At 28.4% G+C, this 16316-nt stretch carries 16 protein-coding genes and 1 pseudogene; 6 read left to right on the plus strand and 11 right to left on the minus strand.

Features of this window, described 5'->3' with window-relative positions; genetic code table 11:
- The first annotated feature begins 37 nt into the window (after positions 1-37).
- From nifJ to FPD38_RS03795, 6 genes and pseudogenes are all read left to right on the plus strand, one after another.
- Positions 38-3592 carry a pyruvate:ferredoxin (flavodoxin) oxidoreductase gene (nifJ, locus tag FPD38_RS03770; RefSeq protein ID WP_147555448.1) on the plus strand — a complete coding sequence of 1185 codons (3555 nt, stop codon included), beginning with the start codon at positions 38-40 and terminating at the stop codon, positions 3590-3592.
- Positions 3593-3594: 2 nt separating this feature from the next.
- Positions 3595-3921 carry a hypothetical protein gene (locus tag FPD38_RS03775; RefSeq protein ID WP_147555449.1) on the plus strand — a complete coding sequence of 109 codons (327 nt, stop codon included), beginning with the start codon at positions 3595-3597 and terminating at the stop codon, positions 3919-3921.
- A pseudogene (mshL, locus tag FPD38_RS03780) lies at positions 3899-5284 on the plus strand (pilus (MSHA type) biogenesis protein MshL). The gene FPD38_RS03775 and the pseudogene mshL overlap by 23 nt, the downstream one beginning before the upstream one ends.
- Entirely contained in the window at positions 5265-5603 is a 339-nt protein-coding gene (locus FPD38_RS03785; protein WP_147555450.1) for a hypothetical protein, read from the plus strand. The pseudogene mshL and the gene FPD38_RS03785 overlap by 20 nt, the downstream one beginning before the upstream one ends.
- Positions 5590-7149: a GspE/PulE family protein gene (locus FPD38_RS03790; protein WP_147555451.1), complete on the plus strand. Its 1560-nt coding sequence runs from the start codon at positions 5590-5592 to the stop codon at positions 7147-7149. Before FPD38_RS03785 ends, FPD38_RS03790 begins: the two co-directional genes overlap by 14 nt.
- Positions 7146-8309, plus strand: coding sequence for a type II secretion system F family protein (locus tag FPD38_RS03795; protein ID WP_147555452.1), 1164 nt, complete (start codon positions 7146-7148; stop codon positions 8307-8309). Before FPD38_RS03790 ends, FPD38_RS03795 begins: the two co-directional genes overlap by 4 nt.
- Here the strand turns inward: FPD38_RS03795 and FPD38_RS03800 are convergent.
- The 11 genes from FPD38_RS03800 to FPD38_RS03850 are packed head-to-tail and all read right to left on the minus strand — an operon-like array spanning position 8293 to position 16232.
- Complete coding sequence (locus FPD38_RS03800) at positions 8293-9060, minus strand: TSUP family transporter (RefSeq protein WP_147555453.1); 768 nt, start codon at positions 9058-9060, stop codon at positions 8293-8295. The genes FPD38_RS03795 and FPD38_RS03800 overlap by 17 nt on opposite strands.
- The gene (locus FPD38_RS03805) at positions 9045-9794 is read right to left on the minus strand and encodes a TIGR02757 family protein (RefSeq protein ID WP_147555454.1); all 750 of its coding nucleotides are present in this window, start codon (positions 9792-9794) and stop codon (positions 9045-9047) included. Before FPD38_RS03805 ends, FPD38_RS03800 begins: the two co-directional genes overlap by 16 nt.
- Complete coding sequence (flgK, locus tag FPD38_RS03810) at positions 9794-11623, minus strand: flagellar hook-associated protein FlgK (RefSeq protein WP_147555455.1); 1830 nt, start codon at positions 11621-11623, stop codon at positions 9794-9796. Before flgK ends, FPD38_RS03805 begins: the two co-directional genes overlap by 1 nt.
- A gap of 10 nt (positions 11624-11633) precedes the next feature.
- Positions 11634-12068: a flagellar protein FlgN gene (locus FPD38_RS03815; RefSeq protein WP_147555456.1), complete on the minus strand. Its 435-nt coding sequence runs from the start codon at positions 12066-12068 to the stop codon at positions 11634-11636.
- A 43-nt stretch (positions 12069-12111) separates the two neighbouring features.
- The gene (locus tag FPD38_RS03820; RefSeq protein WP_147555457.1) at positions 12112-12318 is read right to left on the minus strand and encodes a flagellar biosynthesis anti-sigma factor FlgM; all 207 of its coding nucleotides are present in this window, start codon (positions 12316-12318) and stop codon (positions 12112-12114) included.
- Between the two features lie 58 nt (positions 12319-12376).
- Entirely contained in the window at positions 12377-12742 is a 366-nt protein-coding gene (locus FPD38_RS03825; RefSeq protein ID WP_187153096.1) for a rod-binding protein, read from the minus strand.
- Positions 12742-13788, minus strand: a complete 1047-nt coding sequence (locus tag FPD38_RS03830) for a flagellar basal body P-ring protein FlgI (protein WP_147555458.1) — start codon at positions 13786-13788, stop codon at positions 12742-12744. The genes FPD38_RS03825 and FPD38_RS03830 overlap by 1 nt, the downstream gene beginning before the upstream one ends.
- A gap of 59 nt (positions 13789-13847) precedes the next feature.
- Positions 13848-14504 carry an RsmD family RNA methyltransferase gene (locus FPD38_RS03835; RefSeq protein ID WP_147555459.1) on the minus strand — a complete coding sequence of 219 codons (657 nt, stop codon included), beginning with the start codon at positions 14502-14504 and terminating at the stop codon, positions 13848-13850.
- Positions 14497-14892 (minus strand): ornithine carbamoyltransferase, encoded by a 396-nt coding sequence (locus FPD38_RS03840; protein WP_147555460.1) that lies wholly within the window; start codon positions 14890-14892, stop codon positions 14497-14499. The genes FPD38_RS03835 and FPD38_RS03840 overlap by 8 nt, the downstream gene beginning before the upstream one ends.
- Positions 14889-15581: an HdrB C-terminal domain-containing protein gene (locus FPD38_RS03845; protein ID WP_147555461.1), complete on the minus strand. Its 693-nt coding sequence runs from the start codon at positions 15579-15581 to the stop codon at positions 14889-14891. Before FPD38_RS03845 ends, FPD38_RS03840 begins: the two co-directional genes overlap by 4 nt.
- Before the next feature lie 12 nt (positions 15582-15593).
- Positions 15594-16232, minus strand: coding sequence for a DUF5644 domain-containing protein (locus FPD38_RS03850; RefSeq protein ID WP_147555462.1), 639 nt, complete (start codon positions 16230-16232; stop codon positions 15594-15596).
- Positions 16233-16316: the final 84 nt, after the last annotated feature.

Raw genomic sequence — 16316 nt, forward strand, 5'->3', positions numbered from 1 at the left:
TTTGAAAGTAAATAATTGAATTTAAGGATAGTTTATAATGAGTAAGATAATGAAAACAATGGATGGAAATGAAGCAGCTGCCTATGCTGCATATGCATTCACAGAGGTTGCAGGAATTTATCCTATTACCCCAAGTTCTCCTATGGCTGATTATACAGATGTTTGGGCGTCTCAAGGGAAGAAAAATTTGTTTGGAGTGCCTGTTAAAGTAGTAGAAATGCAAAGTGAAGCAGGAGCTGCAGGAACGGTTCATGGATCTTTACAAGCAGGATCGCTTACTACTACCTACACAGCTTCTCAAGGGCTTTTATTGAAAATACCAAATATGTATAAAATAGCAGGTCAATTACTACCAGGTGTTATACATGTGGCAGCAAGAGCTTTGGCTTCTCAAGCACTTTCTATTTTTGGAGATCATCAAGATATTTATGCAGCTAGACAAACAGGGTTTGCAATGCTTTGTTCGCATTCTGTGCAAGAATGTATGGATTTAGCTGGTGTTGCACATTTAGCAGCGATTAAAGGAAGAGTACCTTTTATGCATTTTTTTGATGGTTTTAGAACTTCACATGAAATTCAAAAAATTGAAGTAATGGATTATGTACATTTTGATCGTTTATTGGATCGTAAGGCTTTGAATGAATTTAGAAATGCCTGTCTTAATCCAGAAAATCCTAAAACAAGAGGGACTGCGCAAAATGATGATATTTATTTCCAAACACGAGAATTAGCAAATAGATATTATGATGGGGTTGCTGATATTGTAAATGAATATATGCAAGAAATTTCTAAGATTACAGGAAGAGAATATAAGCCTTTTGTGTATTATGGAAACCCACAGGCTACAAGTGTTGTGGTAGCTATGGGTTCTGTGACTGAGGCTTTAAAAGAAGTGGTGGATTATTTAAATAATAAAGGTCATAAAGTAGGGGTTTTAAAAGTTCATTTATATAGACCTTTTAGCTTAAAATATCTTTTTGATGTGATGCCTCAAAGTGTTGAAAGAATTGCTGTTTTAGATAGGACAAAAGAGCCAGGTAGTTTGGGTGAGCCATTGTATTTAGATTTAAAAAGTGCATATTATGGCAAAGAAAAAGCACCTTTGATAGTGGGTGGTAGATATGGTTTATCTTCAAAAGATGTTGATCCTGCACAACTTTTAGCTGTGTTTGACAATTTAAATCAGCAAAATCCAAAAGATGGTTTTACCATAGGCATAATTGATGATGTTACCCATACTTCTTTAAATGTCGGAGAAAAAATTTCACTTAGTGATGATAGCACTATAGAATGTTTATTTTATGGACTTGGTGCAGATGGCACAGTAGGAGCAAATAAAAATTCTATTAAGATTATAGGCGATAAAACAGATTTTTATGCGCAAGCTTATTTTGCATATGATTCTAAAAAATCAGGTGGTTATACAAGAAGTCATTTAAGATTTTCTAAAAAACCAATTACTTCAACCTATTTAGTTTCAACTCCTCATTTTGTAGCATGTTCAGTGGCAGCATATTTAGAAATTTATGATGTTTTGGCAGGAATTAGAAAAGGTGGTACCTTTCTTTTAAATAGTATTTGGAATGCACAAGAAACTATTAAAAAAATCCCAAATGCCGTAAAAAGGGTTTTAGCACAAAAAGAAATTAATTTTTATATCATTAATGCTACAAAACTTGCTAGAGAAATAGGACTTGGAAGTAGGACAAATACTATTATGCAAGCAGCATTTTTTAAACTTGCAAATATTATCGATTTTGAAGATGCTAAAAAATATATGAAAGAATTAGCATATAAATCATATAGCAAAAAAGGCGATGCAATAGTTGAAATGAATTACAAGGCTATTGATATGGGTGAAGATGGACTTGTAAAAGTTGATATTGATCCTTCTTGGGTAAATTTAGCTGATGAAATTAAAGAAGAAACTATAGCCTATAAGGGAACTGAATTTGTAGAAAAAATTGCCAAACCTATGAATGCTGCAAAGGGCGATGATTTACCAGTTTCTGCATTTTTGGGATATGAAGATGGTAGTTTTGAGCATGGAACTACTGAATTTGAAAAAAGAGGCGTTGGGGTTATGGTGCCAAGATGGATAGAAGCAAACTGCATACAATGCAACCAATGTGCATCAGTTTGTCCTCATGCTGTTATTAGACCATTTTTGATTGATGAAGAAGAATTAAATAATGCTCCAGCTGGAGTAAAAGAACATAATTTAAATGCAAAAGGTGTAAAAGAGCAAAAACTTAGCTTTAAAATTCAAGTATCTCCGCTTGATTGTACCGGGTGTGAGCTTTGTGCACAAGAATGTCCTACTAAAGAAAAATCCTTAGTTATGGTGCCATTAGGTGAAGAACTCGAACATGGAGAGCAAGAAAATGCTGATTATTTATTTAAAAAAGTTACTTATAAAGATAATGTTTTAAATAGAGAGAATACTAAAGGAATTCAGTTTGCTCAGCCTTTATTTGAATTCCATGGTGCTTGTCCAGGGTGTGGTGAAACTCCATATATTACTTTAATTACAAGATTATTCGGAGAAAGAATGATTGTTGCTAATGCAACGGGTTGTAGTTCTATTTATGGTGGGTCAGCACCTTCTACTCCATATAGAAAAAGCAATAAAAATGGTCATGGGCCAGCTTGGGGTAATTCTTTGTTTGAGGATAATGCTGAATTTGGTTTTGGGATGAAAATGGCAACTGACACAACTAGACATAAAATAGAATATATTATGAATGAAAGTATGCAAGAAGTTCCTAATGCACTTTCAGCTTTATATAAAGAATGGATTGCAAATAAAGAAGATTATAAGCTATCTTTAGAACTAAGAGATAAATTGGTGCCACTTTTAGAGGAAAACAAATCAATCAAAGCTGTAAATGATATTTTAGAACTTAAAAGTTTCTTGAGTAAAAAATCCCATTGGATTTTTGGAGGAGATGGTTGGGCCTATGATATAGGTTATGGTGGCCTTGATCATGTTTTGGCCAGTGGAGAAAATGTTAATATTTTAGTTTTAGATACTGAAGTGTATTCAAATACCGGAGGACAAAGTTCAAAATCTTCAAGAACAGGTGCTGTAGCACAGTTTGCAGCTGCTGGAAAACCTGTGCAAAAGAAAGATTTAGGTCAAATTGCTATGACTTATGGATATATTTTTGTAGCTCAAGTAAATTCTAATGCAAATTATGCGCAATTGCTAAAAGCAGTGATAGCTGCTGAGGCTTATGATGGACCATCATTGATTATTGCTTATTCTCCTTGTATTGCTCATGGTATTAAAGGTGGGCTTGGAAATTCAGGAGATCAAGCAGATTTGGCTACAAAATGTGGATATTGGCCAACTTATATTTATGATCCACGCTTAGAAGCTGAAGGTAAAAATCCTTTAACAATTTCATCTAAAGAGCCTGATTGGGATTTGTATGAGAATTTTTTAATGAATGAAGTTCGTTATAGTTCTTTGAAAAAATCAAATCCAGAACAAGCTAAAGAATTGTTTGAAAAAAATAAAGCAGATGCACAGCGTCGTTATAGACAACTAAAGCGTTTAGCTAGTGCTGATTTTAGCAATGAAAATTAAAATTGCTTAAAAATCTTTTTATATTTATATCAGTGGTTAGTCTTTATAGTGCTGATCATTTCATTTTTGAAAAATCTTGCAATGTGGATTTAACCGCATTGCAAGATCCTTTTTTTCAAGACAAATCTTATGTAGATTTCAATCTTTCGTTGCAAGCTATAATGTCAAATAAAGTTAAGATTAACAATGCTTGGTATATGCTAAATGATGAAATTAATGGATTTAAAATAATTAAAATAGATAAATTTCAAGTTTTGCTTATAAAAAATGATAAAGAAGAGATGGTTTTAAATTTATATGAGAAAAATAATAATATTGTTATTTATTAGTATATGTTTTGCTCAAGTTTATGCAAATTCGTGCTATCAAAGAATTTTTAATATAAGCGTTAATTCTAAAAGTACTTTACTAGAAATTTTAAATGAGCTTGGCAAGGAATGTGGTTTTAGTATTATCATAAAAGATTCTTTGGCGCAAAATAAATTAAATGCTACTCAAAATTATCTTCATATTAGAAAGATGTCTTTATGAGAAATTTTTAATCTTTTGTTAAAAGAAAATAATCTTGCTTATGATTATGAAAAAAATATTTTAAAAATTTATGGAAAAGTGGTAAAGACTTTTAAAATTCATTATATTAGCTCTATTAGAGAAGGACAAAGTATCACTAAAGCTTCGGTAGATTCAAGACCAAGACAAGGAGAATATGAACATTCTAGCAAAGAGGCTGATAATTTGGTTATAAGCACTGATAGGTTTGATTTTTGGGAGAAAATTGCAGAAGAAATTCAAGCTTTACTTGATGAAAATACTACCAAACCTATTATTAATACCAATGCAGGAATCATTACCTTGCAAGCGACTCCATATGAAATTGCAAGAGTGCAAAATTATTTAAATGATTTAAATAAACGATTGAAAAAGCAAGTTCTAATTGATGTGAGTATAGTTGCCGTGCATTTAAACAAAAATCATTCTAGTGGGATTAATTGGCAAGAACTTGCTTTTAAGTTAAATGGTGATGATAAAGATTTTATCATAAATAAAGGTGGCATTAAAAATATCAATTTAAAAGCAAATATACAAACTCAAGCGATTATAAATTTATTACAAGAAAATGGCAAAACCACGGTGCTTTCTAATCCAAAACTTATGGCTTTAAATAATCAACAAGCAATTATTTCTATAGGCGATACTATAAATTATCAAGTTAAAGAAAGTTCCAAAGGTACTGAAAATGGAAGTACAATTAGCGAAACTTATAATAATTATTCTATTTTTGTAGGAATTTTACTTAATATTTTGCCAGAAATTTCAGATGATCATAAGATTATGCTTAGGATAAATCCTAGTTTGAGTGATTTTAAATATAGTGTTGATAATCATCGTCAAAATAAACCAAGAAATATTGCACCTGATACTATACAAAAAAAGCTTTCAACTGTTGTAGAAGTGGAAGATTCTCAAACTTTAATTTTAGGTGGTTTGATTAGCAAAAATAGCATTAATAATCAAAATGAAATCAATTTGCTTTCTAAAATACCTATTTTTGGGTTATTATTTCAAGGTGAGCAAAATATAGAAGATGTCAGTGAAATTGTTTTTATCATCAAGCCAACCATACTTAAAGAAGATAAAAAGATACTAAATTTAAAAGATTTGGGTTTTAAAAATGAAGATTATATGTTTTAGCATGTTAATCATGTTTTTAGTTTTTTCAAAATTAAAAGCAAAAATTAGCATTAAAAATGAGAATATAGATTCTTTGATTTTATATGAAAAATTTATCAATGATCCAAGTTATATCAATGCTTTAAATTTAGCTCAATATTTTTATGCTATAAAAGATTATCAAAATTCTTCATTTTGGGCTATAGAAGCCAATGAAATTGAGTATTTAGGAAAAGATGCTTGGCTGATTTTTATTAATTCTAAAATCAAACAAGGACAAATTGATCAAGCATTAAAAGCCAAAGAAGAATATGAAAAAGTATTAAATGCAAGTTATTAAATATAGAGATATTTTTCAAAATTTAATAGATGATATGCTTACTCACAATGAGCTTTTATCACTAGATAAAGATTTTTTTCAAAAATTAGCTTTAGAATATGAACTACAATTTTTAGACTTAAATGATAAATTTGATTTTGAAAAATATTTGTATAATTTACCCCTTGCTCTTATAGAAAAATATAAAATTTTATGTTTTGAAGAAAATGATGAGTGTATAAAAATTATTTCTTATAAGCCTTTATATAATGAAGTTTTAGAAAAATTACAAAATATTTTTCGAGATAAAAGTATCTATGTTTTTATAGTTGAATTTGCAAAATTTGAATATTTTTTTGAAAAAGTTAAATTTTTAATAAAATTTAAAAACTATTCTTACGAAGTAGAAAAAATTTTAAATTCTCAAAACAATAAAGAAGGAGATTTTTTAGAACAAATTTTATTTTTGATTTTATCTTATGCTAGTTTTTTAAAAGCAAGCGATATTCATTTTGAACCTTTAGAAGATATAGTGAAATTAAGATTTAGAATTGATGGAATTTTAAAAATTATTATTTGTTTTACTCATGAAATTTATCAAGCATTACTTACACACATAAAAATCATATCTTTGCTTAATGTTGCTGAACAAAGAAATGCTCAAGATGGAAGTTTTAGCAAATGTATCCAAGAACAGCAATATGATTTTAGGGTTTCTATTATGCCTTTATTGTTTGGACAAAGCGTGGTAATAAGGATTTTAAAACAAGAAAAAAATATTTTTCAGCTAGAAAACCTTTTGATTAAAGATGAGATTCTTGAGAAAATAAAACTTAACATACAAGCTTTGAGTGGCTTGATTTTATTTTGCGGGCCAACAGGAAGTGGAAAAAGTACTTTTATGCATAGTTTATTAAATGAACTTGATGAGAGTAAAAAAATTATCACTTTAGAAGACCCTATAGAATATAAATTAACAAAAGCTCAGCAAATTCTTTTAAATTCTAAAGCTGATTTTGATTTTTCTAAGGCTTTAAGAGGAGTTTTAAGGCAAGATCCTGATGTTATAATGATAGGAGAGATTAGAGATGAAGAAAGCTTGGATATAGTTCTAAAGGCCTCTTTAAGCGGACATTTGGTTTTTAGCACTTTACACACTAATAATGCTTTAGAAGCAATTTTTAGAATGATACATATGGGAGCTAAGTCTTATCTTATAGCAAGATCTTTAAATTTAATCATTGCTCAGCGTTTAGTGCGTAAGCTTTGTGAATGCAAAGAAGAAATTAGTGAGATTATTTATAAAAATCAAATAATAAATGGAAAATTTTATAAAGCTAAGGGTTGTCCAAAATGTATGATGAGCGGCTATAAAGGAAGAATTATGATAGCAGAGTTTTTATTTTTAGATGCAAATGTTAAAAATTTGATTGAAAATAATTCTTCTTTTGAACAAATACAAGCTTATATTTTAAAAAATGATTTTTTATCTTTAAGTGAAGATGCATTGGATAAAATTAAAAAAGGCTTTACTTCTATAGAAGAAATTTGGAAAGTTTTGTTTTGAAAGATTTTATAATAACTTATATTTCTAATCACAAAGAAAAACAAAGTATCATTAAAGCAAAAAATCTTTACGAGGCTAGAATCAAAGCTTTGCAAAAATATAATTCTTTAGTAGAAGTAAAAGAGTGTTGTATTCAAAAAAATATAAAAATCAAAGAAGAAGAATTGATCTTTATTCTTAAAGATTTGTATATGATTTTAAAAGCTGGACTTAGCTTACAAGAAGCAATTTTAGAATTTTCTCAGCATTCTTACGATAAAAAAATAACTTTTATCTTTAATGAGATATATCAAAAACTTAAAAATGGTTCAGCATATGAAGAAGCTTTTAAAGATTTATTTAATCTAAGAGAGTTGGCTATTTTAAAAATTTGTGATGGTAAAGAGGAATTAAATGAAGCATTTAAAATTATCATAGCTTTAAAAGAAAAACAAATAAAAAATTTAAAACAATTTAAAAAAGCCATTTCGTATCCTATTTTGGTTTTGATAAGTATCATTTTTGCTTTTTTTGTTTTGATGTTTTTTGTGTTGCCTGAATTTAAGAGTTTGTTTATTCAACTTGATTTGCAATTGCCTACAATTACAAAAATTTTATTTTTTATAGGAGATTTTTTAGCTAGTTATTTTTGGACTATATTCTTTTGTTTAGATATTTTTATTGCATGTATGTATATTTTATATAAAAAATCTCTTGTGTTTGACAAGATACTTTTTTATATACCTATATTTGGAAATATTATCGCGTATCAAGATAAATTTTGTTTTTTTATTATTTTTTCGTATTTATTAAAATCAGGTATAGATGCTAAAAAAGCACTTAAAATGTCTAACAATGGCATACAAAATAAGTTTTTAAAAGCTAAGATTTCTAAAGCTATAGTTTCATTTGAATCAGGATTAAATTTAGCTGAAGCTTTTTTACGCATTAATATTTTTGAAACCTTTGTTATTAGAATGATAAATATAGGTTTGAAAAGTTCTAAGCTTGATGAAAGTGCTTATGAGCTTGCTCTATTTTTTGAGCAAAAAAAGGAAGTATATATTCAAAAAATTTTTATACTACTTGAGCCATTGATGATTATATTTATGGCATTGATGATTTTAGTTCTTGCTTTAGGAGTATTTTTACCAATGTGGCAAATTACTCAAGGAATTTAAGAACTAAATAGTCATATGTAATTTTAATTATGGTTAGAGCTACTATGGTTAAAAAAAGTTTTTTAATGAAAATCCCTTGTGTTTTTAAAACAAGTTTTGAGCCAATAAATGCACCTAAAATTTGTCCTATACCCATTAAAATACCAACTTTCCAAAGAACTTCATAAGAATACAAAAATACAGCCAAAGCTACTATGTTACTTGTAAAATTTAAAATTTTAGTATTAATACTAGCGTTTTTCATGCTAAAGCCTAAAAAGATCACGCAAGCAAATATCCAAAAAGAACCTGTGCCAGGTCCTAAAAAACCATCATAAAAACCTAACAATAAACCAAAAATAATTTGAAAACTAGCAGTGCTTATTTTGGCTTTGTGTTGAGTATTTCCGATGTTTGGTTTAAAAATAGTATAAAGAAAAATCAAAATAAGACATATTAAAACTATGATTTTAACATCATCTTGGTTGATTAATAAAACACTATATGTTCCTAAAATAGCACCAATTGCAGTAAATAAAATTCCCAAAGCAATTCTTCGTATCTGCATGGACTTTCTATAAGCTAATACAGCTGTAAAAGAACCAAAAGTGCTTTGAAGTTTATTGGTAGCTAAAGCTAAATGAGGAGGTATTCCACAAGCAAATAATGCAGGTATGGTAATAAGTCCACCACCTCCAACTATAGCATCAACGCCTCCTGCAAAAATTGCTACAAGAAATAATATTATATAACAGTTTAGTTCAAGCTCCATAAAATTTCCTTATTTTGTCCGATTCTGTATAAGGCAAAGTCATATTTTATAGGATCTTTTGGATCTAATTTTTGCAAATTTCTAGTTAATTCTAATACACTTTGAAAATCATAAATCTTACGCTTTATAAGCTTAAGTTTTAATGAAATTTTATGTGTATGAGTGTCAAGGGGTATTAAGAGATCTTTTTTATCTATATTTTTAAAAAGCCCTAAATCTATTTCATCTTTTCTTACCATCCATCTTAAATACATATTGTATCTTTTAAGTGTAGATTTTGGTTTTTGAAATTTTTTAGAAAAGAAAAATTCATAACCATAGCTTCGATAAGGGTTTATTTTATATATGGTATCGATAAAATTTGAAATTGCTTCTGTGATGTTTTGTTCTTTTTTATAAGCTTTGGTAAAAATATTTTCTATACTATCTTCGTTTTGTAATCTTTTTAAGGTAATAAATATTTGAGCAATATCTTGAGAATTTTGAAAACGATATTTTAAATTTTTGCTTTCTCGTATGATGATTTTTTCACTACTTTTTAAAAGTGAAAAATCAAGTTTTTGTAAAAAATTGACAATATTTTTTGCATTACCATATGCAAATAAAGCACAAATTAGGGCTATGGTGGGATTTTTATAAATACTTGCAATTTGCAGAGGATCAGGATGAGAAAAAAGCTCTTTTTGTGTATTTTTATTTAGTGCAAAATTGTCTAAAAGAGCTTTTATGTGCATTAAGATTTTAAGCCAAGTAAAGTATCTAGCATTTGATCTACTGTGGTTACTATTTTAGCTGCTGCTCCATAACTTGCTTGATATTGTATAAGAGAAGCTAATTCTTCATTTGTATTCACACCGCTTTTTGATTGATATTCTGCATAAACTGTATTTAAAACGGTTGAGTTTGTAGCATGTGCGAAGTTATTGTTTTCAGCATTTGAAGCAATTTGTCCAGTGAATTTTCTATAATATCCATCTAGTGTTAAACTATCTACCGTGCCATCTTTGTTATAAAAATTTACTTTTTGAGTTTGAAGTTGTAACATAGCATTTGCTACATCGTTGTTACCATCTATACCAGAAGAACTTGCTTTTAAAGTATTTGGATCATTTCTAATGCTTGAATTTACATTGATATTACTTGCATCTTGTCCATTAAAAAATGATGAAACATTTAAAGCTCCAGGGAAATTTGTACCATTGTCTTTAAAAGCTATTTTATAACCTTTTTTTAAGCCTCCAATTTGTAAATTCCCGCTATCACTTTGTCCATCATAATGATAAAAAGCATTAAAAAAATCACTTAAATCATTATCTTGTTTATTATCATTGTTGTCATCAATATCTGCATTAATTTGTTTAACTATATCTTCTATAGTGGTATTAACATCTATATTTATAGTTCTTTTAGCAACCTCTTTGCCTTGATTATCATATACAATAAGATCAAAACTACCAGCTTGAATATTTTTATCATAACTCATTAATGAATTATTTGGTTTCAATCCTTTTAAATTATCAGAATTTACTCTTTCAGTAGCAGCTTGCGCATAGACATTATTTGTTTGAGTGATAAGGGTTTTTGTAAAAGTATTTAGCATATCTTTGTATTCTTGTAAGGTGCCATCACTATAAGTATCGTGATTTCCATCATAATTTCTCCCTCTAAGATCTAATTGAGCACCTAATTGACCACCCGTTATTTTACTAGTTAAATCATATCTATTTTCATCATTTACTTCGTAATAAATTTGATAAAATCCTTGTGGATTATTATCATCAAGTTTTAAAGGATGAAAGCTTGATCCATTGACCATACTAAAACCTTGAATGCTCAAATCATAGTATTTTCCAGAATCAGTCATAGTTGTTTCTAGAGTATTATCTTGAGTAGCTTTTCCTTTCCAAGCTACCGCATCAACTAATTTTGAAAGCCTTAATTCTAGTTCATCTCTTCTATCTCTTAGTTGATTAGCATTATCAGTTGGTAAAACTTCTGCTTGTTCAAGTTGCTTGTTAATATTTGCAATTTCTTCACCTATACTATTGATTTCATCTACTGTTTGTTTGAGTTGTTCATTAACAGTTTTTTGCATTTGATCAAGAGATTGCAAAGTTTTTTGAATATTTTGAGTTAGAGTATTAGCACTTTCTACTAAATCTATTTTGCTAGCTGCATCATTTGGATTGGAAGCAAAATTATTCCATGCGTCATAATAGTTCTTGTAATCTTGCAAGATACCAGTTCCTTGCATATCAGGAAATCTTTGACTTGCTTCTTGTAAAATTTTTCCTAAATAATCGGTGTATTGTTGTTGAGTGGTGGCGTTTTTTAATTTATAATAAGAATGTTCATCATGCAATCTTTTAATGGTATCAATTTGAGTTCCAGTGCCTAGAGTTAAACCACCTCTTTCTACTGACATAGCAGAGCTTTGTACAGCTCTTTGCCTTGTGTAAAAAACTGCACCTGCGTTAGAGATGTTATTACCTGTTGTATTGATTTGAATTTCAGCAGCTTTTATGCCACTAACTCCAGTATATAAACTATCAAAAATTCCCATGCTTTAGCCTTTAAACATTCATTTTAAACAATGAATCTGGAATAGTTTTTTTATCTCCATAAGCATTATTTGTTCCATTTTGTTCAAACATGGCATTTAAAAGATTGTCGTAAAAATCTTTAATCACAAGAACCAATTTAGCGTATTCTTTATTTTTTTGATGCAAGGTGTTTAAATTTTGCTTTAAAAGAGCCAGTTTTTCTTTGTCTTCATCATCTAAAAGCTCATCTAAGCCTTTATTATTACCTTGATTGCTTAAATTTATTAAAGCTTGGTCGAGATTTTTTTTGGCAAGTTGAAAATCGCTTATAAGTTTTGTTTTATCTTCGACACTTTTACTTACATGTTTATGATTTGCAGCTTGAATTTGAACAATATCCTCGATTGTAAGATTAATAAGTTTTTCTAAAATTGAATTTGTTTCGTCTAAGTATTTTTTAACCATTTTCTATCCTTTCTTGGGCAAAACCCAAAAAAGGATGGAAAATTTATAGTAAAGAATCTGCTATTGCTTTTGAAGTTGATGATAAATCTATTTTGTAATCACCATTTTTAATTTGAGTAGCAATTTGAGCAGCTTTACTTTCCTCTGTTTTTTGAGTTTCTTTCGCCTTGTTGTTTTCTTTATTTTCTGTTTTATTTAAATCTGCAGCAATTTGTTGAGCTACATAACCTTGATGTACCGGGTTTATCATTTTAAGCCTCCGCTTCTATTAAAACTCTAGAAGATACATCGACAAATAAAAAAATAACTTAACCCCTTTCTTTTAAATAATCAAATAATAATTTTGAAAATCCTAAGCCACCGCTTAAAGCCTTACTCATAGTATCATTATACATAGATGAGTAAATTTCATCGCTTGCATCTTTGCCAAACAAAGAATTTTCTTGTTTTAAAGAAATATCTAAAACACTTTTGATTAAAAAAGCTTCAAAAGCATCGGTTTGTTCTTTTAAAGCTTTATCTTCATCATTTAAAGCTTGGATATGAGTTATATTATTTTTAAAAGCACTATCTGCATAGTTTTTAGCTGCTTTGTAGCTATTGTTATGCTTAGTAATGCTTTCATAGAGATTACTACTATAATTTTTACTAGCTAAATAGTTATCAACTTTCATTATATCACCTCTAATTCAGCACTAATTGCGCCAGCTCTTTTTAAATTTTGCATGATAGCTATGATGTCGTTTGGAGTAGCGCCAAGTTTATTGAGCATTCTTGCTATATTTGCTACTGTTGTTTTGGTGTTTGTGATTTTTAAAGTATTTGAAACAGGATCTAAAATTCCACCATCTTTCATATCTATTTCATTTTGTGCTAATGCTGCATTGTTATTTGGATCGATTTTTATAGTTATATCTTTATGGGTGATCAATATAGGTTCTACTTCTATATTTACCCCAGCTACGATAGTGCCAGTTCTTTCATCTATGATTACTTTACTTTCAGGAGTATAAGCAATATCTTGTTCTAAAACTCTAGCCATAAATTCTACATGAGAAAATTCTTCAGGTTTAATGAGCTTGATAGTTCTAGAATCTAAAGCTTTAGCTATATCTGTATCAAAAATAGCATTTAAAACTCTTTCTATATTATTTGCTGTTTTAAAATCAGCTTCTTTTAAACTTAGTATTAAATCATCATTTTGGCTAAAGTTTTGTGGAATTTCTCTTTCGACAACTGCGCCATTGATAACATTAGCTGAAGTTGAGTGTGTTCCAGCTGCACCAGGTCTTGGGCTAAGTCCGCCAATAGCTAATGAACCTTGAGCTACTGCGTAAATTTCGCCATCTACACCTTTTAAAGCAGTCATAAGTAAAGTTCCACCTTGTAAAGATTTAGCATCGCCTAATGAAGCCACGCTAACATCAAGCTTATCACCACTTCTTGCAAAAGCAGGTAATTTAGCTGTAACCATTACCGCAGCAGTATTTTTTGATTTGATATCTCCTGGACTGACTTTTACATTCATACCTTGAAGCATATTTGAGATTGATTGTAGGGTAAATTCACTACTTGTTCCATCACCACTTCCGTTTAATCCAACAACTAAACCATACCCTATAAGCTGATTATCTCTAACGCCTACAACATTGGTTAATTCTTTGATGGTAGCTGCATATAAACTAATGCTAAAAGCTATGAAAGATAATAATATTCTCATCGATTCTTCCTTTAATCTGTTGCTTTTATATTTAGATCAAAGCAAAAATGATTCCAAAATTATTTTGATGTATAAAAACTTAAAGTGGTATTGCCAAATTTTTTTTCTTTATTTTTATTAAAATGATTAATCTCTTGTGGGGTTTTAAAAACACTAGAGTGCTCAAATATTATAAATTTAAGATTATTAGTTTGTAGTGTTTGAATCATCTTTAAAGTTTTTTCATAAATATCTAAAAAACCCTCCCGTATATCAAAAGGCGGATCAAGATATAAAATGATTTCTTCTTTTGTATTTTGTATGATTTGTAGTGTTTTTATAAAAGTATCATCATTAAAACAAATAGTATTTTTATCTATATTGCAAGCATTTTTCAAAGCTATTTGATAAGCTTTTTTATCTAATTCTATAGCATAGCTTTTTAAGCAACCATTACTGCGTGCTTCAAGAGCCATAGAAGCGCTTCCTCCAAATGCTTCAATAAAAATTTTATCTTGTAAATTAAAACGCAAAACATTAAAAACACAAGCTTTTACTATGGATTTAGTGCTTCTAGTTGTATTTAAATTAGGCAAAAGAATTTTTTTACCTTTATAAGAACCGCTTTCTATGTAAGAATATAGTTTTTTATTTTTTATTTTATTTTGTTTTTTATCTTCTTTTGTGTAAGAATTCAAAAAGTCTTTAACGCTTTTAAATTCTTCATTTTTAGGCATTATTGTGTTCTTCTTGGATGAGATTTTTTATTTGCATTTTATAAATATCAAATATTTCATCAATTTTTTTATGACTTTCATTACGAAGTTCTTCTAGCACCACTTGGCATTTTTTATTCATCAATTTTTTTTCACGATATGCTATTTTATAAGCAATATTTTGCAAACTCGCATTATATTCTTCTAGGGCATTTAATAGTTCTTCGCTACTAAAAGGTATGTTTAAAAAAACAGAATTTTTACTAATAATAAATTGTGGTTTTTGCGAGTGAATTTTTTCATCGCAAATCATAAAATCACAATCTTTTTTTAAAACCAAATGATCTTTTAAAAGAAGTTCTAAAGTTTTTTCTAAAATTAAATCTTTACATTCAAGAGAAATTTTCATTCTACTAAACCCACTTTTAAGGAATGTTTTTTCAAAGTATATGGTACTATACCTAAGGCCAAATTTGCAAGTTCTGCAAAGGTTAAAATATAAAAATCTTCAAAATTTCTTCCAGAAATAGTTTGCAATTGTTTAAAACATTTATCAAACATATAAAAAGCATAAAAATCCTCAACGACTAAAAAATCACTTCCGCTATCATAAGCATCTAAGACAATTGCTACTGCCATTTTATATGCTAATTCTGGATTTAAATTTAAAAAGCTATATCCGCAAGATTTGTGTTTTCTTTCAAAATCTATAATTTTAGCATCAAGTAAATTTAACAATTTCAAAGATGATTGTGTTTCAAATTCTCCTTGATAAATACATGCATTAAAATTGCTAAATTTTTTTACAATATGATTTTTGCTTAGATGTTGTAGAAAAATATCAGGTGCGTATTGAATTTTTTCAATTTTATTCATAATATTATAAGAACTAAGTTCGCATGCTAAGATATTATCTTCATTCATCATTCTTTCGTATTCTTTTAGGATATGTTCAGGATTATAATCAATGATAAAATAATTTTTTCCCAAAGGTTTTTCGCAAATTTTATTTTTAACTTCTATTGTATCTAAAGCATCTTTTATGATATCAAAAAAACAAAATAAATCATTATTGCTATTAGTGTAAATATTATACATTAAAATACCCTTTTAAAATATACTTCTTGCATAACCTGCTTTAACAAGCATTTTTTTAAGCTCTTTGATATAAGCTTCATAGTCTGATTCATTAAATGAAATAAAATTTTTAAAAGTCGTATGATAGTAAATTCCATTTTCTTCATCAGCAACTAATTTTAAAAATTGAGGAGTTTTATCAGGATATTTTAGCAACATTTTATATGCAAATATAAAAAAGCTATCTCCTAAGTATCGAGGTAAAAATTCCCTAACCTCACTTGTGTAGTATAAAAAATCATATTGTTTATAAAGCTCTATATCATGAGTATCTATTAGACCATCAAATAAATGAAGTTTATCATAAAAATCACTTTTATCCATGATGAGATCTTTAATGGCTCTTTTAGTATCAAGCGGTTCTATGATAAGTTCTGTTCCAAATTCTTGGATAATATTTTTTAAATTTCTTCTTTGTCTGATTGCTATTTGATTGATTTTGATACAACTTTCAGAGTTTTCGTCAAAATCAAAATATATATCATCTTTTTTTACTTGTAAAAGTAAATCATAAACGCTTTGAAAATCATCACTATTATAAACATAAGGCTTATAATAAGCTAAATAATCACTATTTTTATCAAAACGAAAAATTCTTAAAATGATTTTCATATCCTAATCCTTGGTGTTATTTTTCATTATATACATTTTAAACTTATAAAAATTTGATTATTATAGAAAATTAAATTCATTTTG

Source organism: Campylobacter volucris, assembly GCF_008011665.1.
Taxonomy (GTDB): domain Bacteria; phylum Campylobacterota; class Campylobacteria; order Campylobacterales; family Campylobacteraceae; genus Campylobacter_D; species Campylobacter_D volucris_A.

What these genes read in the sequence shown, in the direction of transcription:
- nifJ (WP_147555448.1), top strand. Translation starts at nt 38, where the DNA reads ATGAGTAAGATAATGAAAACAATGGATGGAAATGAAGCAGCTGCCTAT.
- FPD38_RS03785 (WP_147555450.1), top strand. Translation starts at nt 5,265, where the DNA reads ATGAAGATTATATGTTTTAGCATGTTAATCATGTTTTTAGTTTTTTCA.
- FPD38_RS03790 (WP_147555451.1), top strand. Translation starts at nt 5,590, where the DNA reads ATGCAAGTTATTAAATATAGAGATATTTTTCAAAATTTAATAGATGAT.
- FPD38_RS03800 (WP_147555453.1), bottom strand. Translation starts at nt 9,060, where the DNA reads ATGGAGCTTGAACTAAACTGTTATATAATATTATTTCTTGTAGCAATT.
- FPD38_RS03805 (WP_147555454.1), bottom strand. Translation starts at nt 9,794, where the DNA reads ATGCACATAAAAGCTCTTTTAGACAATTTTGCACTAAATAAAAATACA.
- flgK (WP_147555455.1), bottom strand. Translation starts at nt 11,623, where the DNA reads ATGGGAATTTTTGATAGTTTATATACTGGAGTTAGTGGCATAAAAGCT.
- FPD38_RS03815 (WP_147555456.1), bottom strand. Translation starts at nt 12,068, where the DNA reads ATGGTTAAAAAATACTTAGACGAAACAAATTCAATTTTAGAAAAACTT.
- FPD38_RS03820 (WP_147555457.1), bottom strand. Translation starts at nt 12,318, where the DNA reads ATGATAAACCCGGTACATCAAGGTTATGTAGCTCAACAAATTGCTGCA.
- FPD38_RS03825 (WP_187153096.1), bottom strand. Translation starts at nt 12,742, where the DNA reads ATGAAAGTTGATAACTATTTAGCTAGTAAAAATTATAGTAGTAATCTC.
- FPD38_RS03830 (WP_147555458.1), bottom strand. Translation starts at nt 13,788, where the DNA reads ATGAGAATATTATTATCTTTCATAGCTTTTAGCATTAGTTTATATGCA.
- FPD38_RS03835 (WP_147555459.1), bottom strand. Translation starts at nt 14,504, where the DNA reads ATGCCTAAAAATGAAGAATTTAAAAGCGTTAAAGACTTTTTGAATTCT.
- FPD38_RS03840 (WP_147555460.1), bottom strand. Translation starts at nt 14,892, where the DNA reads ATGAAAATTTCTCTTGAATGTAAAGATTTAATTTTAGAAAAAACTTTA.
- FPD38_RS03845 (WP_147555461.1), bottom strand. Translation starts at nt 15,581, where the DNA reads ATGTATAATATTTACACTAATAGCAATAATGATTTATTTTGTTTTTTT.
- FPD38_RS03850 (WP_147555462.1), bottom strand. Translation starts at nt 16,232, where the DNA reads ATGAAAATCATTTTAAGAATTTTTCGTTTTGATAAAAATAGTGATTAT.